The sequence below is a fragment of the Paenibacillus sp. FSL R7-0331 genome (assembly GCF_000758645.1).
Lineage (GTDB): Bacteria > Bacillota > Bacilli > Paenibacillales > Paenibacillaceae > Paenibacillus_AQ > Paenibacillus_AQ camerounensis.
Genome location: NZ_CP009284.1, coordinates 614,558 through 635,000, shown reverse-complemented (window position 1 = coordinate 635,000; position 20,443 = coordinate 614,558). Strand labels below are relative to the sequence as shown.

Here is a 20,443-nt window from a genome sequence, read left to right as displayed (position 1 = left end):
TATCGCGGGCCTTTCCAGACCTCTTCGCCTACCATATTCCTTTGTAACTCCATGTGAGACGTCCCACAACCCCAGGAGGCAAGCCCCCTGGTTTAGGCTGTTCCGCGTTCGCTCGCCGCTACTGACGGAATCACTATTGTTTTCTCTTCCTCAGGGTACTTAGATGTTTCAGTTCCCCTGGTCTGCCTCTGCGTATCCTATGTATTCAGATACGAGTAACTGCGAATTACCACAGCTGGGTTTCCCCATTCGGACACCCCCGGATCAAAGCTTGCTTACAGCTCCCCGAGGCAGTTTCGTTGTTCGCCACGTCCTTCGTCGGCTCCTGGCGCCTAGGCATCCTCCGTGTGCTCTTATTAGCTTAACCTCGATTTTTCCTTCAGGAAAATATCGGACATTGAATCACTCCAAAGCCTTTATTTCCATCAAGATCATCGTTAGCATCGCCATTAATTTTAAACTTGTTTACACAAGTTCAGCTTAAAGGAATGTTCTAAAACGCAAATTCGTTTCGGTATCCAGTTTTCAAGGATCAAGGTACTACTTGAGAGCTTAAACTCTCAAAACTGACCAACGAGTGAGTAACTAACCGACCGGTTAGATTTTAAATTTGAATGTCCTCATTGCAGAGAACGATTCTCCATAGAAAGGAGGTGATCCAGCCGCACCTTCCGATACGGCTACCTTGTTACGACTTCACCCCAATCATCTACCCCACCTTCGGCGGCTGGCTCCCTTGCGGGTTACCCCACCGACTTCGGGTGTTGTAAACTCTCGTGGTGTGACGGGCGGTGTGTACAAGACCCGGGAACGTATTCACCGCGGCATGCTGATCCGCGATTACTAGCAATTCCGACTTCATGCAGGCGAGTTGCAGCCTGCAATCCGAACTGAGACCAGCTTTGCTGGGATTGGCTCCACCTCGCGGCTTCGCTTCCCGTTGTACTGGCCATTGTAGTACGTGTGTAGCCCAGGTCATAAGGGGCATGATGATTTGACGTCATCCCCACCTTCCTCCGGTTTGTCACCGGCAGTCACTCTAGAGTGCCCAGCTTAACCTGCTGGCAACTAAAGTCAAGGGTTGCGCTCGTTGCGGGACTTAACCCAACATCTCACGACACGAGCTGACGACAACCATGCACCACCTGTCTCCGATGCTCCGAAGAGGGGCACTATCTCTAATGCTTACACCGGGATGTCAAGACCTGGTAAGGTTCTTCGCGTTGCTTCGAATTAAACCACATACTCCACTGCTTGTGCGGGTCCCCGTCAATTCCTTTGAGTTTCAGTCTTGCGACCGTACTCCCCAGGCGGAGTGCTTACTGTGTTAACTTCGGCACCAAGGGTATCGAAACCCCTAACACCTAGCACTCATCGTTTACGGCGTGGACTACCAGGGTATCTAATCCTGTTTGCTCCCCACGCTTTCGCGCCTCAGCGTCAGTTACAGCCCAGAAAGTCGCCTTCGCCACTGGTGTTCCTCCACATCTCTACGCATTTCACCGCTACACGTGGAATTCCACTTTCCTCTTCTGTACTCAAGCCACCCAGTTTCCAGTGCGACCTCAGGTTGAGCCCAAGGTTTAAACACCAGACTTAAATAGCCGCCTGCGCGCGCTTTACGCCCAATAATTCCGGACAACGCTTGCCCCCTACGTATTACCGCGGCTGCTGGCACGTAGTTAGCCGGGGCTTTCTTCTCAGGTACCGTCACTCCGGTAGCAGTTACTCTACCGGACGTTCTTCCCTGGCAACAGAGCTTTACGATCCGAAAACCTTCATCACTCACGCGGCGTTGCTCCGTCAGGCTTTCGCCCATTGCGGAAGATTCCCTACTGCTGCCTCCCGTAGGAGTCTGGGCCGTGTCTCAGTCCCAGTGTGGCCGTTCACCCTCTCAGGTCGGCTACGCATCGTCGCCTTGGTGAGCCGTTACCCCACCAACTAGCTAATGCGCCGCAGGCCCATCCCTTAATGACAGATTGCTCCGCCTTTCATTCTCTTCTCAGGAGAAAAAAGAAATTATCCGGTATTAGCTACCGTTTCCGGTAGTTATCCCAGGTTAAGGGGCAGGTTGCCTACGTGTTACTCACCCGTCCGCCGCTAAGCTTACCCCGAAGGATAAGCTCCGCTCGACTTGCATGTATTAGGCACGCCGCCAGCGTTCGTCCTGAGCCAGGATCAAACTCTCCAAATTGGTATTTAGAAAGAGCGATTGCTCATTTTGAAACATCTGACGAGAATTTACATTCTCTACTTTTGGATCTCACCGAAGTGATCTCCAGATACTCACTCGTTGTTCAGTTTTCAAAGATCAAGCTCGTCGTCGCCTTCGATTATCTCGTCAGCAGCAACTCTTATAATATATCACGTTTGTTTCAGAAACGCAAGCTTTATTTTGAAATTTCTTTTTCAATCAATTTCTGATAAACTTTGACGCGCTCTAACAACGCTTACCTATAATACCCCACATCCATGACAAAAAGCAACCCCTTAAGCAAAAAAAAAGACACATCGCTTAAGAACTTAAGCGATGTGTCTTGATAAGACTATATTTCTTCCGTCATTAGTAGAACTTTGCAGGGCTATACTTGCTTGCTACTTTTGTCAGACCAACATCTTTGCTATTCTTAGCCAGTCCGGCGTCCACAGTAGTATCAATTGTTACCCATTTGCCGTTAAGCAAAACTTCATTCCAGGCATGGTAGGTCGATACATAGCTGGTGTTACCCATAACCAGTTTGGTCGGGATACCTTCACTCCGCAGCATTGTTGCGAACAGTGATGCATAATCGTAGCAGATCCCTTTCTTAGTAAGCAAAGTGTTGTCATTGCTAGGGATATAGTCCTGTGTTACTGTAGCAGCCAAAGTGTTGTCATACTTAACGTTAGTTACGATGTAGTTATAGATTGCTTTAACTTTAGCCTCATCAGTAGTCAGACCCTGTGTAAGCTGTTTCGCTTTCAGTACGGCTTTATCGGAAGAGGTCCATTTAACATTCTGTACGGAACTCAGGTATACGGCGTTAGCATTGCTGAGGTTAAGCTCTACATTCTCGGAAGATACTACTTTGTATTTGTTGCCGGTTGTGTTCTCAAGAACGGATACTTTATAAGTGCCGTTGCCTTGTTGCAGCGGGAAGGATTCAGTAGATTGGGAAGCATACAGGTTGTAAGTGTAGCTGTTGCTGTCTTTAGTGATCATAACCTTGATGCGCTTGTCAGCAGGTACATCATAGGATACTGCAACAACACCCTGGTCCAGCTTCGATGTATTCAACCAGCTTGAGTCTGCAGTTGCAGCAGAAGCTGTGCTTGTCTGAACGGAAGTAACAACTACGAATAGTGTTAACAGCATGAAATAAAATTTTTTCATGGATAAAACTCCTTTCGGTAGCTGGCTGCCATCCTTACGGGAAGGCCCTTTAGCTTTGCGTCCCTACCTTTCGATAGGTTTGCCGTTATCGTGTGCAGCTTTATCTCTTCTCTCAATCTACCATATATACTAGATTCTGGATTAGATAGCCAACAAAAAAAGCCCTTCATTCGGTAGCTGGCTGCCATCCTCGCGGGAAGGCCCTTTAGCTTTGCGTCCCTACCTTTCGATAGGTTTGCCGTTATCGTGTGTGCTTTTATAGTTATATACTACCATATCTTTGCCCAGATACAAGACCTAAATTACTAGATTTCCAGCATTTTTTGTTAAATTTTTTTCTATTCTGCGCAAAATCTCTTCCTATATCTGTTTTTATGTCATTTTAGCATGAATAATCAGCCGGTGAGTCGGGTTAACAAGCGGATCGCAGGTAATCAGCGTTAGGATTTTGTCCTTATCATTTCCGTTAAGCACCGACACATCCGTCGGCTCTACAATAGAAATATCATAGACTTCGTACTCATATTCCTCAGCACTTGTCTTAATCCGGATCGTGTCCCCGATCTTTATTTCATCCAGCCTGTTAAAAAGCCTGCCTGCCGTTCTGGATCTATGTGCAGCAATAGCCGCATTTCCCGCTTCACCCAGCGGGGCTGTCTCCTTCATATGGGCGGCAGCGTGCTTCATGTTTGCCTTGGTCGCACCTTCAAGAACAGGAAGCTTAAGGCCGATCCGGTCGATCTCAATAATTCCGGTGATTTTGCCGCCTACTGCAATCTCGTCTGACGGCTCTTCTGACGGTGGTGCTTCTTCCTCCTGTGCCGATTCTTCAGCCAGCAGCTGGGTAACCTCGGCATAGGGCTTCTGCAAATCCGGCTCCGTTACCGGAGCAAGCTCGCTGTAGGCCTGTTCTGCTTCCTCGAGCAGTTTCGCCTGCTGCCGGTCGTTATACCATTCGTTTGCTTTTGGATACAGCATGATAAGGACGCCTGCCAGTATAATTAAATAGGATAGCTTCCGCATGAATATCCCCCCGTTTGTCCCGGACAAGGTAACCCCCGCCCTGATAATTGCTTAGAATACCCACATCCGGCTTCCAAAAAAATTAATAATAACCGTAATTCCTGTAACCAGCACCTTGGCAATCAGCACCTGAATACCGAAGCTGCCTGTCAGCAGATGCATCAGCAGCACCGAGATGCCCAGCACCGTCAGATTGAGGATGATAAACCTCACCAGCTGCAGCCGGTCAGAGCCGTTTTTGCCAGCGTCGCGGTCACGGAAGGTCACTTTTTTGTTCCAGAAAAAGCTGTTGGCGGTACCTGCACTGTATGAAATCACCTGCGCAGGCGCATTCATCATGCCCAGTGAATGCAGCAGAGTAAATAGTGCAAAATCAATCAATGTATTAAGCAGGCCTACCGCGTTGAATTTCAGAAACTGGATAAAGCCCTCATTCCGTTTTTTACCGCTCATTCCGTATACCTTCCCGCTTGTCAATGTACTCCCCGTCCTCATACCCCCGGGTTTCACGCACAATATACAGCGGCCGGTCCTTGGATTCATCGTAGATCCGACCGATATATTCACCGATTACCCCGAGCAGCATCAGCACAATCCCGTTAAAGAGCAGATTCACGCCCACAATGGAGGTCCAGCCGGGAACAGCCCAGGTTGTGAACAGCTTTTGGAACAGGATAAAGAACAGATATAAGAAACTGGAAAAGGCCAGAAAGAAGCCGACATAGGATGCGATTTTGAGCGGTTTATGGGAGAAGGAGGTGATACCGTCCAGGGCAAAACGGACCATTTTCTTCAGCGGATACTTGGTTTCTCCGGCAAAGCGCTCCTCACGCACATATTCAACCATGGTCTGACGGAAGCCAACCCAGCTTACCAGCCCCCGTACATAACGGTTCTTCTCCTTCAGGCCGCGCAGCACGTCGCATACTTTGCGGTCAATCAGCCGGAAATCGCCAGTGTCGGTGGGAATCTCCACGCTTGTCATACTGCTTAAGAGACGGTAAAAGAGCTTGGCGGTCACTTTTTTGAACAGCGTCTCACCGTGGCGCTTAAGCCGCTTGGCGTAGACAACCTCATAGCCCTCTTTCCACCTTGCAATCATCTGCAGGATAACCTCAGGCGGGTCCTGAAGATCGGCATCAATAACAACTACCGCCTGCCCTTCAGCATAGTCCATCCCGGCGGTAATCGCGACCTGATGGCCGAAATTGCGGGAGAAGTCAACCAGCTTGACATTCGCGTCACGGCTGCTGATCCCGCGTATAATCTCAGCTGTGCGGTCACGGCTGCCATCATTGACGAAGACCAGCTCGTAGGAATCACCACATTCGTCCATAACCTTCTTGAGACGCTCATACGTATGCTGAATGACTTCCTCCTCATTGTACATCGGGACAACTACACTGTATCTGGCTTTCACCTTTGTTCCTCCTAAAAGTTTTATGGAGCTTTACTTCATTGGGATGCTTCGCAATAAAACTCGCTCCGGGAAGCATACGCCTAGTTTTATGGAGCTTCACTTCATTGGGGCTGGCTGGCCCCCTTAGAATACCCAGGACGGGAACCAGCGCAGCATGATATTTACGTAATCGGCACTAACCTGCATTCCTGATAGTACCGGATAGAACATAATGAAGAGTACGGCGGCTGCCGCTACATAAGCATAACGGATTTTGGAGGCTCCGGGAACCTTGCTGTCCAGCAGCTTCATTACATAGACAATAGCCAGAATAATAAACGGTACCATTGCAAAATAGTGATACAGGAACGTCTCGCGCGGAACGAGCATCCATGGCACGTATTGCGAGAAGAAAGCGATCCATAGCATATAGAGGCTCTTCTCTTTGCTTCTGATGGTAAGCCAGACCGCACCCAGCATAGCGAAAATCCCGGTCCACCAGATCAGCGGATTACCCATAGTAACAATACTGCTCACCCGGCCTTCCGGCAGGCCTTCACCGCCGCTGAAGAACCAGACCGGACGTTTCATAAACGGCCATTCCCACCAGGAGGAGGAGAACGGATGCGTAGCTACGAGCTGGCTGTGATAGTTATACATGTTCTTCTGCGCATCAATCAGCCCTTTAATAGTATAACCCTCTGCCGTTACGGACAGCACCGGTATAAAGGATAAGGCGTAGACTACAGCAGGAATAATCACAAAAAATCCGACGCAGCTTGCCAGTGTAATAATGGTGTTCTTCCAGAAGGACTTGTCGGCTGTTCGGCATGCTGTCTTAATCTCCTGGTCACCCAGCTTGCCTTCGGCAAGCATACGCCCCGCCGCCTTATATTCCTTGTAACGCTCAAACAGCGATAACGCGAGCATAATTGCAAGTCCGGCCCCGCCGTATAACACAATCCACTTGGAGGCGACACCTATGCCGAAGAAGAGGCCTGACCAGAACAGCGGAACCAGGGTTTTGCGCAGCGGAACACGGTAGAAATTCATTGTAAAATAACGCTGCATGAAATAGAACATCAGCATAATAAAGAACACGCCGTACACATCAATGGTAGAGATACGCGTCTGGGTAAAATGCATGAAATCCAGCGCGAATAATCCCGCGGACAGGGCCGCGTAACGGGTAGTGCCAAACAGCCGCAGCCCCATCATATAAATCAGCGGCAGCATCGCCGCCCCGAACAGGGTGCCGACAATCCGCCAGCCGAACGGATTGACGCCGAACAGCTCCATTCCGGCTCCGATCAGGGTTTTGCCGAGCGGCGGGTGCGTATTCTCGTAAGCTACAATACCCTGGAAATGTTCATACGCGGTACGGGCATGATAGATCTCGTCAAAATAGGTGCTGTTCATAAAATTAGAGTTTTCAGGAACAAGCGACTGCTCATCGAACAGATTGGCAGGCTCACCTCTCTTGGTAGCCGCTCCGGCATCCGGTGTTACACCGGCTACAGGAAGCGGGGTTTTGCTCCCACCCTGCTCATAGAACGCGATCTCATTCAGGGTGAAGCCGGGCGAAGTTACAGTAAGCTTCACATATCTTGCGGCTACATTCAGCGGCTGGCTCTTCCAGATGAATACATTGCCGACATCCTCACTCACATCCAGCGGGCTTCCCCATACGTCCGGTGTTTCGCTGAATTCGAGCTTGAATTTGCCGGTGCCTACACCGCCGAATATCTTTACATTCTCAAGCTGTCTGCTCTGGCCAAGATCAACATAGAAGCTCTCGCCGCTGGCTGCCGGCTCCCATAAGGTTTCCGGCGCCTTAGTGGAACCAAGGTTAACCAGGGCAATAACTGTATAGACTGCCGTAATGGCAAGCATCCAGATCCAGTCCTTACGCTGCAGCCTGAACTTGGACTTGCCTGCGGATTCAAGCGGCCGGATGCCTTCGGCCAGCGCCAGATCGGCTGCATAATGCTCAGCATCTGTAACCGGAGGTGCAAGCGGCTTGATTTGTCTGCGGATATATACCATATACCCGGTATACAGCGTATAGGCCAGCAATCCGAGATTGGCAATGGAGGTCACAATAACAATTCCGTCTGTCGGCGGGTTGCCGCCGGCATTGAGATGGGCCAGGGTGTAGCCGACATTGATGTACTGCGTAAGCGTGAAGCCCAGGAACATCGTCAGGAACCGGCGGTCCCTGCTCTCCATATAGCTGAACAGGCAGAGAATAAGGGCCGGATAAATATAACGCTCATGCATTTTGGTGCCTAGTACGAAGACAACAGCAATCAGAACAATTGCAATAAAATAAGACTTGGACAGCTCCTTACGGTCTTTGCGGAATGAATAATAGGCTGCGGCTGCAACTGCGGCCAGAATAAAAACAAAGCCCCAGACACGGTAAGTTATACCCAGCCAGGTCACATCCATAGCCGACCACATCGGCCCGGTGAGAGCGTACAGGTTGAACGCATTAACCGTCGAATACGGGTAGGACGACAAAGTGCTCTTGTACAGATCGATCAGCCCGATGAAGCCGCCGTTATTCCAGAAGAACGGGGCTGCCAGCAGGACAAAGCTCCCGAGGCCGTAAAGTGCGCCGTAGGCCAGCTGCTTCCAGGCCCGGTGATGATAGAACGCGAACATCAGCACAGGTGTAAAGATCAGCGCCTGAGGCTTAACAAGCACTGCGATAGCGAAGAAGATTGCCGAACGGACAAAGGTTTTATCAGCTGCCCCCATAATGCTCAGCAGCAGGAAGATCATGAAGAAGGAATCAGCCTGTCCCCAGGCGGAGGAATCCATTAATACAGCCGGATTGAACAAATAAAGCAGCATCAGGCCCATAGCCATTCCGCCGCCCAGCTTCTTGCGGCCAATCTTGTAAATAAGCCCGGCAAGTACAAGGTCAGACAGGATTGCCGGCATTTTAAACAGCAGCATCTCTCCCGCCGAACCATGGGTCAGGCCGAACAGGCCGCGAATCGCGCTCAGCAGGTATAGTACATATAGGTAACCAGGCGGATAGTCCGCAAAATAGCCTTTCTCATAGAATCCGCCCGGCCCCCTGTCAACAAGACGCTGACCCCAGGCAATAAAGGTGTTCATATCATTCTCATAGCCTTGTGCAGTAACACCAATCCAGATACGCAGAATGAAAGCGCCCGCGAACGCTACATACAGCCATCTTGTATAAACAATATCCGGCTGTCCCAGCAGTTTGTTGCTGCGCAGCCCTCTATTATAGATAAGTGCAAAAAACACGCTGAACACTGCTGAAATCAGCAGGATTTTGGCAGGTGAGACCTTATGGGGTACAGTTTCAGTACCACTGTTATCGGCAGGAGCCGCTGCTCCGGTGTCCAGAGAGATGAAGCCCGCTCCTTCCGGCAGCGTCTCCAGCTGTTCTACTGCCAGGTCATCGAAATAGGCTTTCCCTTGAATAAGGTTGGCATAGCCGCCTAGCGCCGCCCCAACAGCAAGCTCAGTCTGCTCACTTCCCGTCTGTCCGATAAACTCAAGATATTGCCAGTCCCCTCCGGTATCTGTCGTAGCCGGGTAACCGCCGCCGATGCCGACCGGGAATATATTGGCCCCGAAGCCTTCACCTGCTATGCTGGCAACCTTGATATATCCGGAAATCTTGTAGTAGCTGCCCGGTGTGACGGTAAGGGTCTGAATCCATTTCAGATGATTCGGTTCAAAATTCTCAATAACAGCTGCTTTGCTGCCGGAATGAACCTCTTCAGACTGAACGGACAGAATCCCGGCGCCATCCCCGGCAATCCAGGCATCCTTCGTCCAGCCGGCCGGCGCCCCCTCTTCCCCGTCCTCGAAGCCGGGATTCTGCAGCAGATTCCCTTCTGCATAAATACTGGTTACCGGAAGTACGAACATCAGCAGCATGAACATAAAGACTGCGGCCGTGCGCAGGTTTTTCATCGTTTCAACCTCACCTCATCAATGTTAATCCAGCCGTTACCGCCGGTTATAATAATCTCTGCCTGATCTCCCTGATTAAGGGTTACAGCAGGAAGCCGTATCTCCTGGTACGTATCTCCCGCAGTCAACTCTGCTTCTGCCTGCATGGTGCCGTTCACAAGCAGACTGATCTTCCCTCCGCTGCCGCCGGCGCTTGCCATGGCGGATAACGTATACTCACCCGGCTCCGGCTGACCATTGAGGATCTGGCTGACGGTTTTGTCCGCCCCTGCATCCAGATAAGCCAGCGCCGTTCCCGAATACGGGTTATTGCCGGCAATTCCCGTTCCCGCTGAGAATTCCCAGCCGGCCGGTCCTTCCTCGAAGCCTCCGTTAATCAGCCCGCTACCCTCCGGCACAGCCTGAGAGGATTCAGCACCTTCATAATGACCGGTAATGAGGACAACGTAATTGGCAAACTCCCGCACAGTATAATCTCCATTGAATGCTGCCGGAAGCCCGGACCGGCTGCTAAGCACATAGGCGGAGTTCTCTTCCAATACTGCCGGTTTGCCGAATCTGTACCTGCCAAATTCCGTGACCTGCTGAAACGCACCGCCGGGATTACTATAGACGACCGTATCCAGGTAATCACTCGGATTAATCCGCTCATAGAACAGCACATAAATATAGGGCATGTTGATATCATCAGTTACGTATACATTCCCTCCGGTATTCCGGGAAGCATACCGGATCGCCTCCCCGGCAGACTCATGGAAGGACGGACCAATTTGTCCGGGATAATCACGGAAATATACGATGGTAAAAGAGCCGAACATAACGGCAAAGGCAGCCGCAGCGAGAATGCCTGCCGGCTTTATTTTGGAATAGAGCCAAATGAAGCCTGCCGCCGAGAGCATAACCAGCGGGTAGAACACAATGTTGATCCGGTTAATATTTACTGTTGTAATAAAGGCCATCAGCATCGCTGACAGCAGCCAGAGCAGCAGGATTACCCTGCCCGCTTCCTTCCTCCGGCGCTTCCGTACGGCCTGCAGCATGACAACCAGCCCAAGAAGCGCAAATGGAAGGGCAAGCGGGTAAGCATAACCGTACCAGGATATAGAGTTCCACGGCAGACCGTCGCTTCCGCTCCATAGAACAGTTAGGAATTCACGGAAATTGCCTGCCGCTGTCTGAAGCAGCTGTCCGCCGAATACAGAGGAAATTTGTTCCACCCGCGGCGTCGTAAGCTTAGGAACCGTGAACAGCGGTGTGGTTACCGCCTGCAGAGCATTATAATGATTGATTACTATAAATAATAATATGGGCAGGGACAACAATACAAACAGCAGGGCATTCCAGAGCAGTGTCCGGACCTTGAGCATCTTGCAATATAATAGAAGAATTGCTGTTGCCGCAGCAAACACAGGGACAAAGAAATACGCTGTACCGTATGCATATAACGATGAAGCCAGCACTGCGGTATAGGCGTAGGTCCAGCGGGAATCCGCAGACTGGACAGACCGCAGCAGGCAGTAAACCGCGATCAGGATCAAGGTTGGAAGCAGATTGGATTCCAGTGCCCACCTTGACATCATGATATGCCACGGGTTAACGGCAATAAAGAACATGGCAGCGATGCCTGCCGCTTTTGCCGGAAATAAACGTTTCATAATTATATAGAAGAAAAACATTCCCGCCAGTCCCATAAAAACACTAAGTGCCCTTACAGACAGCGGCGTCAGCCCGAACAGCAGAATAAAAGGCATGGACAGATACGCATAAAGCGCATTTTGTCCGCTGCCCCAGGCTATAAGATGAACCGGCAAATGAACGCCGTTACGGTCTATCCCGTAATGCAGAATAGCATAGGCATCATAACCGATGGAAGCTTCATCCTGATTCAAGCCGGGCGGAACCGAACCTATGTACACAATCCGTACAATGGCCCCAAGCACGAACAGCAGCAGCGGCCAGGGGTTGTTTTTGCAGGAGTTAAATATCCTGGATAAGATGCCGGACAACTTACATCACCTCTTCAACAATATAATCTAAATACCGGATGATGGAAAGACTAAGCTGGGCTCTTTATTGAGGAACAGGGTAATAATGAGGCGGTGGTCCGGAAAATAAAAAAAGGCAGCCCCCTCATCTCTGAAGGAGCCGCCGTGCTGTACTATAGAAGTTTAGCCTGCACTGCCGAAAAATACATAACGCGCAATAATCAGAACGGCCAGCACCCACATCATCCAGTGGATATCATATTTCTTTTTGCCGGCAATATTGGCTACACAAGCCAGAATAACATAAGTAACGATACCGAACGAGATTCCGTTAGCGATGTTGTAAGTGAACGGCATAATCGCGAAGGTCAGGAAGGCCGGAATAGCGTAAACCATATCCTGAAAGTCAATTTCGCGGATCGACTGGGCCATAAGCACACCGACAACGATCAGTGCTGCAGCAGTGGCCGAGCCCGGGATCAATGCAACAACAGGAGCCAGGAACAATGCAAGCAGGAAGCAGACACCAGTCGTTACAGCAGTCAGACCTGTACGTCCGCCTTCAGCTACGCCGGCAGCACTTTCTACATAGGCAGTAGTTGTGGAAGTACCGAGCATCGCACCGCCTGTTACAGCGATTGCGTCTACGAACATTGCATTACCGACACGTCTCTTGCCCTCTTCTTTGTTCTTCATAATACCTGCACGTTCAGCAGTACCTACCAGTGTGCCGAAAGTATCAAACAGCTCTACAAAGGTAAATGTGGCAATCGCGGATACGATACCGGTGTGCATGATGCCGTCCCAGTCAAATTCCATGAAGTTCAGCTGTGTGAAATCCGGAATCCAAGGCGTCTGCGGGCTGCTCAGCGAGCTGAAGTCAACAGCACCCATAAGAATAGCTACAAGTGTTGTACCCAGAATACCGAACAGGATTGCACCGCGGACCTGCAGCACCATCAGGATGGCGATTAGCAGGAGGCCGATAATAACGAGCTGGACACTGGTATTCTCCAGGCTGCCCATATGAATGACTGTCTCGAAGGACAGAACGTCTGTGAATTTGTTAGCAGGAATGTCGCTGCCGGCTTCAACGCCGATTGTCATCAGTCCGCTGTTTTTGAGACCGATAATGGTGATGAACATCCCGATACCGACTGTAATGGCATGCTTGAGACTGTCCGGAATTGCAGTAAGCAATATCTGCCGGACCCTGGTGACCGTTAAGAGAATGAAGATCAGACCGGAAATGAATACAGCGGTCAAACCCATCTGCCAGGTGAACTCATGCTCTGTTGTCTGTGAAGCCAGTACTACGGAAGCAAAATATGCGTTAAGGCCCATACCAGGTGCCAGAGCTACCGGGAAGTTAATGAACAACCCCATGGCGATTGTGAAAATACCTGCTGCCAGCGCTGTTGCCAGGAATACGGAATACCAGCCCATATCAATGCGTCCGAAGGCTGTAAGCGTACCTGGGTTAACCGACAGAATGTAGGCCATTGCCATAAAGGTAGTAATACCGGCCATGATCTCTGTACGTACGGTAGTGCCGTTTTCTTTCAATTTGAAAAAGCGGTTCAAATGTTTCTCCCCCTAAGGTATATGTTTGTGTATGAGCGCACAGAAAGGCCGGTATCTGATCGACACCGGCCCGAAAAAAGAGAAGCTCCCTCATCTCCTTCTACCTTGCGGGCGGGAAGGTTTCCATGGAATCGCTCTTTTTAATCGTAGCCAGGCCATTACGGTGACCCTGTAGAGACTTCCAGGCCAATCCCCGGAATTATACGAATAATTTTGCTGCTCAACGCTTTTTTATTTTAGGTGTAACTAACATGACTTGTCAATGGTAAATACGAACATTGTGCGTGATGTTTTCGTTATTGTTCGTAAATAAGACATTTTCATGAATCACATTCCGCAGAGAAGAATCCTAAAATTCATATAGTATTGTCATATATATTTGACACAGTATCGCAAGAAGAGTACGATGATCTTATAATTAGTCATATATATGTGACTTTTAAGGAGGGAGCTTATGAACAGGGTTGCAGAATACCGAAAACTGTCCGGCTTATCGCAGCTTGCCCTGTCGAAAGAAATCGGAGTAGCACGGCAAACGGTCAATCTGATTGAAAACGACAAATATAATCCATCTCTGGATTTGTGCATTAAGCTGGCCAGGGCCCTGAACACTGATCTGAACACACTTTTTTGGGAGGTTAATCATCATGCTGAATAATTTGGAGAAAAGAATGCTGAAGCCCTTTGTCGGCTATCTGGAGGAGCGGGATGAGTATCAGCAGGGGGAGATTCATAAAATTCTGGCCAGTGCCTGCATGCATGCATTTTATGTGACAACCGCCCTCATGCTGATCAGCTTAATTGTCGACACCATTAACGGCACCTTCACCTTTGGAACGATTGCATTGTTCATTGTGAACCAGTTCGTAGCCTACTACATTCAAATCAGGCTCAAAAAAACGGGAATTGCTGAAACCGAGTACGACGCAGAGGCAGACTATGAGAGAACAATTCTAAGGTTAAAGAAAAAATTTATCTTTGCGGGAGCCCAGTGGGGCTTCACGATGCTGATTCTAATGGAGTTTCTCCTTCCGGCTTTAGCCGGAGAGAAGCTGGAGATCCACCTGTTCTCTATCCTTATCTGGCTCTTGGCCGGTGCAGCTTTTGGTATCTGTACATACTTTCTTCAGAAAAGAAATATTAAAATGTTCAAGGAAAAGGGCTGAATACAGGCATAAAAAAACTCTCTTCGGTCTGCAGAAAGCAGACTGAAGAGAGTTAGCAGATTTATGCTGCTTACTATTCCCACTCGATCGTTGCTGGCGGTTTCGAAGTAATATCGTACACGATCCGGTTGACGTTATCGACTTCGTTGACGATGCGGACGGAGATTTTCTCAAGCACATCCCATGGGATACGCGCCCAGTCGGCTGTCATGCCGTCGATGGAAGTAACCGCACGGATACCTACGGTGTAGGAATAAGTACGCTCATCCCCCATTACGCCCACGCTCTTCATGTTCGGAAGTGCGGTAAAGTACTGCCAGATTTCGCGGTCCAGACCGGCTTTGGCGATTTCTTCGCGCAAAATGTAGTCGGAATCACGAACGATCTGCAGCTTCTCTTCCGTAACTTCACCCAGTACACGGATAGCAAGACCCGGACCCGGGAACGGCTGGCGCCATACGATTGCGTGCGGCATACCCAGCTCTTCGCCCAGCTTGCGGACTTCGTCCTTGAACAATGTATTCAGCGGCTCGATCAGGCTGAACTTCATGTCTTCCGGCAGGCCGCCGACATTGTGATGTGATTTGATCGTCTGTGCTGTTGCTGTTCCGCTCTCTACGATATCGGTGTACAGTGTACCCTGAGCCAGGAAGGCGAAGTCGCCCAGCTTGGCCGATTCTTCGTCGAAGCAGTAGATGAATTCGTTGCCGATGATCTTACGCTTCTGCTCAGGATCAGATACGCCGGCCAGCTTGCCGAGGAAACGGTCACGCGCATCAATTTTGATCACATTAATATCAAATTTGCCGACAAACGTCTCCATTACGCTCTCAGCTTCACCTTTCCGGAGCAGGCCGTGGTCGATAAACATACATGTCAATTGGTCGCCGATTGCACGGTGAATCAGCATGGCTACTACGGAGGAGTCTACGCCGCCGCTTAGTGCGCACAGGACATTTTTGTCGCCGACCTTATCGCGGATATCCTTGATTGCATCCTCAATGAACGATTCCATTGTCCAATTGCCTTCACAGCCGCATACCTCGTACAGGAAGTTCGAAATCATCTCATTACCGTTAACAGAGTGGCGCACTTCCGGGTGGAACTGCACCGCGTAGAATTTCTTCTCGTCATTGCTCATTGCCGCAATCGGAGCACTCTCGGTGCCGGCATCCAGCTTAAAGCCGCCTGGAAGCTCAACTACGTGGTCCCCGTGGCTCATCCATACGGTCTGGCTGCCGTCAAGACCTGCTGCAAGCACAGAGCCCGGCTGGAAATCTACATCCGCTTTGCCGTATTCGCGCTTGGCTGCGCGTTCCACCTTGCCGCCCTGCTGCTGGGCCATAAGCTGCATCCCGTAGCATATCCCGAAAATCGGCAGTCCCAGCTCATACACAGCCGGATCTACATGCGGAGCATCCTCAGCATACACACTGCTTGGACCGCCGGAGAAAACAATCCCCTTTGGTGAAAGTTCCTTAATCTTCTCTACTGGCGTATTGTACGGCAGAAGCTCGCTGTATACCCCCAGGTCCCGAATTCTGCGCGCGATAAGTTGGTTATACTGTCCTCCAAAATCGAGAACGACAATCATTTCATTTGGCTTATTCATTACGTGCCTCCCTTGATTATTGGATTCATTATACTCATGGTTAATTCTTACCGTCAAGGAAAGGCGGACAGGCAATTTATAAGCCTTTGGACCGGAAAAGCCCGGCCTGTTAAGGAAACCGGACTACAGCGTATATCCCTGAAAACCTGTTGGAAAAGCTGACCATTTCGCTTCCGGGCAGCTGATAACTGCTCAGGCCAGCCGGAAGGAAATCGTCAGGCACAGGCCGATGAAGGCGGCGGAGCCCGGCGGCGGAGCGATGGGCTCGGTTCTGGCGGCATTCGCCGGCGGAGCGATGCGAGCAGAGACGGCGGGGTTCGGCGGCGGAGCAACGGGCTCGGTTCTGGCAGCATTCGCCGGCGGGGCGATGCGAGCAGAGACGGCGGGGCTCGGCGGCGGAGCGACGGGCTCGGTTCTGGCGGCATTCGCCGGCGTGGCGACGCGAGCAGAAACGGCGGGGCTCGGCGGCGGAGCGACGGGCTCGGTTCTGGCGGCATTCGCCGGCGGGGCGGTGCGAGCAGAAACAGCGGGGCTCGGCGGCCGAGCGACGGACACGGTTCTGGCAGCATTCGCCGGCGGAGCGATGCGAGCAGAGACGGCGGGGCTCGGCGGCGGAGCGGATGTGCCGTACGCCAGGGCTTCCCACTGGCGTACGAACTGGCGGACCGCGGCGCGCAGCCGCGCGTCCCCGATAGCCAGGGAGGCTGCGTACTCCCTGGCCGTCATGCCCGGCGGCGGCGGGCCATACCGCGCCGCCAGGCCCCGCCAGGCCAGAGCGGCTGCGCGCAGCTGCCGCTCGCGTCCCCCGCTGCCGCCGCGCAGCGCCGCCGGCAGCAGAGCCAGGCTGCGCCGCCAGCGCCAGGCGGCGGCCAGCACCAGCGCCGCCGCAGCAGCGGGCGGCGCCGGGGTCCCGCCCGCCTGCGGCAGGGCGGGCAGGGCATCCGCGGCGCTTCGCGCGGACGCCTCCTGCGGCGCGGGAACCAGCGCCGCTGCATCAGCCGCCGCCGGGCCTGCGGCGGCGAAGGCCGTCCCCGGCGTGGGGTCGAAGGGCACCCAGCCCGCGCCGGGGAAGTAGACCTCCACCCAGGCGTGGGCATCGGCCTGGGTGATAAGGAAGCGCGCAGGCTGGCCGCCGCCCCGCTCCGGGGTTCCCGGTCCGTAGCCCTGCACGTACCGGGCGGGAATTCCGCTGCTGCGCAGCAGGACAGTCATCGCCGAAGCGAAGTGGACGCAGTAGCCCTGCTTCGCGGTAAACAGAAAATCATCCACAAAATCTGCAGCCCCCGGCGGAATCCGGGTATCCAGCGTATACGGATAGGAGCTGCGGAGATAGCTCTGGACAGCAGTAACAGCATCATACCTGTTCCCTGCGCCTGCGGTAAGCCCGGCGGAAAGAGTGTTAATCCGTCCGGGAAGCGCTGCCGGCAGCTGCAGATACTGGCCGGCAATGTCCCCGGGATCTTCCGTCCCCAGGCTGCGCAGTAGGGCCGGACTGCTCTCCGGCAGCAGTGATGTCACTTCATAAGCCGTGATCGCAGTAGGGCCGGAAGACTCCGGCAGACGGAAGCGGTTCTTCTGCGGGCTTGCCAGTACATAGCCGAGACTGCTCCCGTCAGCAAGCTCTACCTTACCCACGTCAGCTACTGCCCCTGCACTAAAGAGCGGCAGCCCGCCGGTTGCCGGAGCCGCAAGCTCAACCCGCAGATCCAGTATCCGGCTGCTGTCCTGGCCGGCTGCTGTAAGCTCTGCTGACATTTCCTCCGAGGGCAGTCCCCTCAGACTGAGCGGTTCATACATAATCCCTTCCCGGATCCAGCGGCGGCCGTCATAATAAGCAAGGCTCTCTCCCCGCCAATACACAGGCCTCCCGGCGAAAGCCGTAAAAACAGGGGCCGTTCCGGGCGTAAGCGGCGCACCGAGCTCGCCTTCTCCGGTCCCGTAGCCCGTAGTACCGGTATTAGCAGCTCCGGCTTCCTCCACACCGCTTGGGGTCTCACCTTCCGCTAAATGCTGCAGCCGCTCCATCACCGGCTGCAGGCTGAGCGGCGCAGCCGGACGCGCTCCGTACAGCACACCGCCTGTCACCGCCGCTGCTACCAGCAGAATAACAGTAAGCAGCGTAAAGGCGGCCCAGCGGTAATACGGAAGGCTTCGCCGGCCGCTGTGCTCCTTAAGCCGCAGCAGGCCACTTAACCCCTGCATCCAGAGAATCAGCAGGGAAGCTGCCACGACGTAACGGGTAGTGTTGATACCAAAAGCAATATCAAGTACAAGCAGATAGCCTGCAGATACTGCAGTAAAGAGGGAAATACTCCCCCTGTAAAGCGCAAGCTGCTGCACAGAGGCAACGAGCAGTCCCCAGCCCAATACCAGAATAAGCAGACGGCTATCCTCACTCAGCCCGGATACCCGGCCTGTAATAAGCCTTGCGGCATCCAGCGGAATCCCTGATATATACGCACTGAGCCAGTCAGGCCCTTCATTCCGGTCACATGCCCAATACCAGGTCAGCGCAATCATTACAAACTGCAAGCTGAATTGTATTGCGGCAGGAACCCGGAAGCTTCCCCAGAGGAGCAGTGCTGCGGCCGCAAGCATAAGAAGCTCCAGCAGCTCCGCCGTCTCCGCCGCCGGTACTGACTGATGCAGCGGCATCAGCCAGCTGATGAACATCCCCATAATAGCCAAAGAGAACAGCAGACGGTAGTACAGAGGAGCGCTATCCCCACTGCCGGTCTGACTGTTCTCTGTTTGCTCTGCATTGTGCCTGTGTATAGGTACAGGTGATGTCCGAAGACCGGAACGCTCACCGCCAAGCCCGGAAGAAGGGGGACCTGTCAACTCAGCAGTACCCTCCGGCGGTCTATCCCAGTGTAGGTCTCCCCGGAAATTCATGAGCTTCTGCCTCCTTGTTCCGTTCTGCCGCATCCGGATGATCCAGGCAGTATACTCTCGCACCAATCCGGGCCAGACTGCCGCTAACCGTCCCTGCGGTCCGCAGCTTGTATTCCTCCGGACCACGGTCTGCTGCAGCCGGCCCTTGCCGCATTTCTGCCGCTGCGCCGCCCGGAAGCGGAGCAGGCTGATCCCACACGTAGTACAGTTCCACCTTCACTCCCTGTACCAAGAACCGGGCGATTGTCCGTGCTGCCTCTTCCTCCAGCCTTCCTGTAATAACAGCTACCGTCATGCCTGGAATCCAGTGCTGCGAAGCATCCTCCAGCAGTCTGCTGAGGCTCCGTGTCCCGCTGGGCGAGATCTCAGTAAGCAGTTCCTGTACTCTGCCGGGAATTTTACCCAGCCCTTCATGTCTGGCCATACCCTCAGGCCAGCCCCCGGTGAACAGCTGCACATAAGCACTGCTGCGCTCAGTAGAGAGCATCAGCCCCATTGCCGCCGATACAGCCCGTTCGAAGGCCGGCTCGGACTTATTCCGCTCGCTGCGCGGATTCAGGGAGCTATAGGGAATTTCATACTCCTCTGCACGGTTAGCAAGCACAATACAGGACATTTGTGCGGCTTCCTTCTCCGGCACCCGGCTCTGCAGCGTTCCCCTGCTGGCGCTGCTCTTCCAGTGGATACGGTTCAGCGGATCACCCGCCACATAATTACGGATATCTGCAGCTTCACTGCTCCCCCGGCCCCGCTTAGGCATCGCTTCACCGGTGTACCGGCTGCTCTCCGGCCGGACTGTGCCGATATATAGCGGTCTCGGAAGAACCTTCAGGTTCTCCTGCCCCTTAAGCCGGCTTTCACCCGTAAAAAGTCCCGCCGGGTCTCCCCAGCTGATGCGGCTGCCATGCAGGTGATAAATGCCGCGCGGCAAACGGTGTAGCCTGTAAGTGTAACGGAAGGACCGCCGGAAGCCGGGAAACAGCAGTTCCCTGTGCCAGCTGCCGCCCCAGTAATCCGTGATAATCATCCAGGGCAACGGGAGGCGGGTCACAAAGCTGACCTGCACCTCTACGGTCAGGCTGTCTCCGGCTACCGGACGGACAGGCGTGATGCTGCGGACGATGTTGAACCTTCTTGGCCCGAAAGCCTGCAGCAGGAATCCGCCGGCCATCAGCAGCCCGCTAACTGTAAGCAGGAACAGCAGCGAAGCACCGCCCCTCCAGCAGTAGAGGCCGCCCAGCACAATGGTAACTGTCAGCATCCGTATCCATTCCGCCGCCACACTGCGGCTTCTGCGGAAAAGCAGTCCCGTGACGTCGGGAGAGCGTTCCGGCAGACTGCTCTTGCCGGTTTGCTGATCTATTAATGATGAAGAGGACAATTGGCACCCTTCCTTTGTGGTTATAGACTAGCTCCGGTATACAGAAAGCGAAATATACAAGA

General features: G+C 52.8%; 12 protein-coding genes, 2 rRNA genes and 3 riboswitches (1 of these 17 only partly in view). Of the genes, 2 read left to right on the top strand and 12 right to left on the bottom strand.

Features of this window, described 5'->3' with window-relative positions:
• The 9 genes from R70331_RS02795 to R70331_RS02750 all read right to left on the bottom strand — a co-directional run.
• Positions 1–367 (bottom strand): 23S ribosomal RNA (locus tag R70331_RS02795); it reaches 2,561 nt to the left of the window's first position.
• A gap of 279 nt (positions 368–646) precedes the next feature.
• Positions 647–2,194, bottom strand: a 16S ribosomal RNA gene (locus R70331_RS02790).
• Together the 16S and 23S rRNA genes form the textbook arrangement of a ribosomal RNA operon.
• Before the next feature lie 369 nt (positions 2,195–2,563).
• Entirely contained in the window at positions 2,564–3,373 is an 810-nt protein-coding gene (locus R70331_RS02780; protein ID WP_042172666.1) for a transglutaminase-like domain-containing protein, read from the bottom strand.
• A 13-nt stretch (positions 3,374–3,386) separates the two neighbouring features.
• A riboswitch (cyclic di-GMP riboswitch) is annotated at positions 3,387–3,467 on the bottom strand.
• A gap of 75 nt (positions 3,468–3,542) precedes the next feature.
• Positions 3,543–3,623, bottom strand: a riboswitch (cyclic di-GMP riboswitch).
• A 122-nt stretch (positions 3,624–3,745) separates the two neighbouring features.
• Positions 3,746–4,396 carry a class D sortase gene (locus tag R70331_RS02775; protein ID WP_042172664.1) on the bottom strand — a complete coding sequence of 217 codons (651 nt, stop codon included), beginning with the start codon at positions 4,394–4,396 and terminating at the stop codon, positions 3,746–3,748.
• A gap of 51 nt (positions 4,397–4,447) precedes the next feature.
• Entirely contained in the window at positions 4,448–4,849 is a 402-nt protein-coding gene (locus R70331_RS02770) for a GtrA family protein (protein ID WP_042172662.1), read from the bottom strand.
• On the bottom strand, positions 4,839–5,816 hold the full coding sequence (locus R70331_RS02765; protein ID WP_081947442.1) for a glycosyltransferase family 2 protein: 978 nt from the start codon (positions 5,814–5,816) through the stop codon (positions 4,839–4,841). Before R70331_RS02765 ends, R70331_RS02770 begins: the two co-directional genes overlap by 11 nt.
• Positions 5,817–5,939: 123 nt before the next feature.
• Positions 5,940–9,758, bottom strand: coding sequence for a phospholipid carrier-dependent glycosyltransferase (locus tag R70331_RS02760; protein ID WP_052418893.1), 3,819 nt, complete (start codon positions 9,756–9,758; stop codon positions 5,940–5,942).
• Positions 9,755–11,764: a glycosyltransferase family 39 protein gene (locus R70331_RS02755; protein WP_042172660.1), complete on the bottom strand. Its 2,010-nt coding sequence runs from the start codon at positions 11,762–11,764 to the stop codon at positions 9,755–9,757. Before R70331_RS02755 ends, R70331_RS02760 begins: the two co-directional genes overlap by 4 nt.
• Positions 11,765–11,926: 162 nt before the next feature.
• A complete protein-coding gene (locus R70331_RS02750) occupies positions 11,927–13,327 on the bottom strand; it encodes an NCS2 family permease (RefSeq protein WP_042172658.1) in 1,401 nt (466 codons plus the stop codon).
• 127 nt (positions 13,328–13,454) lie between these two features.
• Positions 13,455–13,554: riboswitch (purine riboswitch) on the bottom strand.
• Positions 13,555–13,781: 227 nt separating this feature from the next.
• Here R70331_RS02750 and R70331_RS02745 point away from each other — a divergent pair.
• Together R70331_RS02745 and R70331_RS02740 are read left to right on the top strand one after the other, a co-directional pair.
• The gene (locus R70331_RS02745) at positions 13,782–13,985 is read left to right on the top strand and encodes a helix-turn-helix transcriptional regulator (RefSeq protein WP_042172656.1); all 204 of its coding nucleotides are present in this window, start codon (positions 13,782–13,784) and stop codon (positions 13,983–13,985) included.
• The gene (locus R70331_RS02740; RefSeq protein ID WP_052418892.1) at positions 13,975–14,493 is read left to right on the top strand and encodes a DUF3278 domain-containing protein; all 519 of its coding nucleotides are present in this window, start codon (positions 13,975–13,977) and stop codon (positions 14,491–14,493) included. Before R70331_RS02745 ends, R70331_RS02740 begins: the two co-directional genes overlap by 11 nt.
• Before the next feature lie 73 nt (positions 14,494–14,566).
• Here R70331_RS02740 and guaA read toward each other — a convergent pair whose 3' ends face one another.
• From guaA to R70331_RS30265, 3 genes are all read right to left on the bottom strand, one after another.
• Positions 14,567–16,105: a glutamine-hydrolyzing GMP synthase gene (gene guaA / locus R70331_RS02735; RefSeq protein WP_042172655.1), complete on the bottom strand. Its 1,539-nt coding sequence runs from the start codon at positions 16,103–16,105 to the stop codon at positions 14,567–14,569.
• Between the two features lie 192 nt (positions 16,106–16,297).
• On the bottom strand, positions 16,298–19,000 hold the full coding sequence (locus R70331_RS02730) for a transglutaminase domain-containing protein (RefSeq protein WP_042172653.1): 2,703 nt from the start codon (positions 18,998–19,000) through the stop codon (positions 16,298–16,300).
• A complete protein-coding gene (locus R70331_RS30265; RefSeq protein ID WP_052418891.1) occupies positions 18,969–20,381 on the bottom strand; it encodes a DUF58 domain-containing protein in 1,413 nt (470 codons plus the stop codon). The genes R70331_RS02730 and R70331_RS30265 overlap by 32 nt, the downstream gene beginning before the upstream one ends.
• Positions 20,382–20,443 lie beyond the last annotated feature (62 nt).

What these genes read in the sequence shown, in the direction of transcription:
- R70331_RS02780 (WP_042172666.1), bottom strand. Translation starts at nt 3,373, where the DNA reads ATGAAAAAATTTTATTTCATGCTGTTAACACTATTCGTAGTTGTTACT.
- R70331_RS02775 (WP_042172664.1), bottom strand. Translation starts at nt 4,396, where the DNA reads ATGCGGAAGCTATCCTATTTAATTATACTGGCAGGCGTCCTTATCATG.
- R70331_RS02770 (WP_042172662.1), bottom strand. Translation starts at nt 4,849, where the DNA reads ATGAGCGGTAAAAAACGGAATGAGGGCTTTATCCAGTTTCTGAAATTC.
- R70331_RS02760 (WP_052418893.1), bottom strand. Translation starts at nt 9,758, where the DNA reads ATGAAAAACCTGCGCACGGCCGCAGTCTTTATGTTCATGCTGCTGATG.
- R70331_RS02745 (WP_042172656.1), top strand. Translation starts at nt 13,782, where the DNA reads ATGAACAGGGTTGCAGAATACCGAAAACTGTCCGGCTTATCGCAGCTT.
- R70331_RS02740 (WP_052418892.1), top strand. Translation starts at nt 13,975, where the DNA reads ATGCTGAATAATTTGGAGAAAAGAATGCTGAAGCCCTTTGTCGGCTAT.
- guaA (WP_042172655.1), bottom strand. Translation starts at nt 16,105, where the DNA reads ATGAATAAGCCAAATGAAATGATTGTCGTTCTCGATTTTGGAGGACAG.
- R70331_RS02730 (WP_042172653.1), bottom strand. Translation starts at nt 19,000, where the DNA reads ATGAATTTCCGGGGAGACCTACACTGGGATAGACCGCCGGAGGGTACT.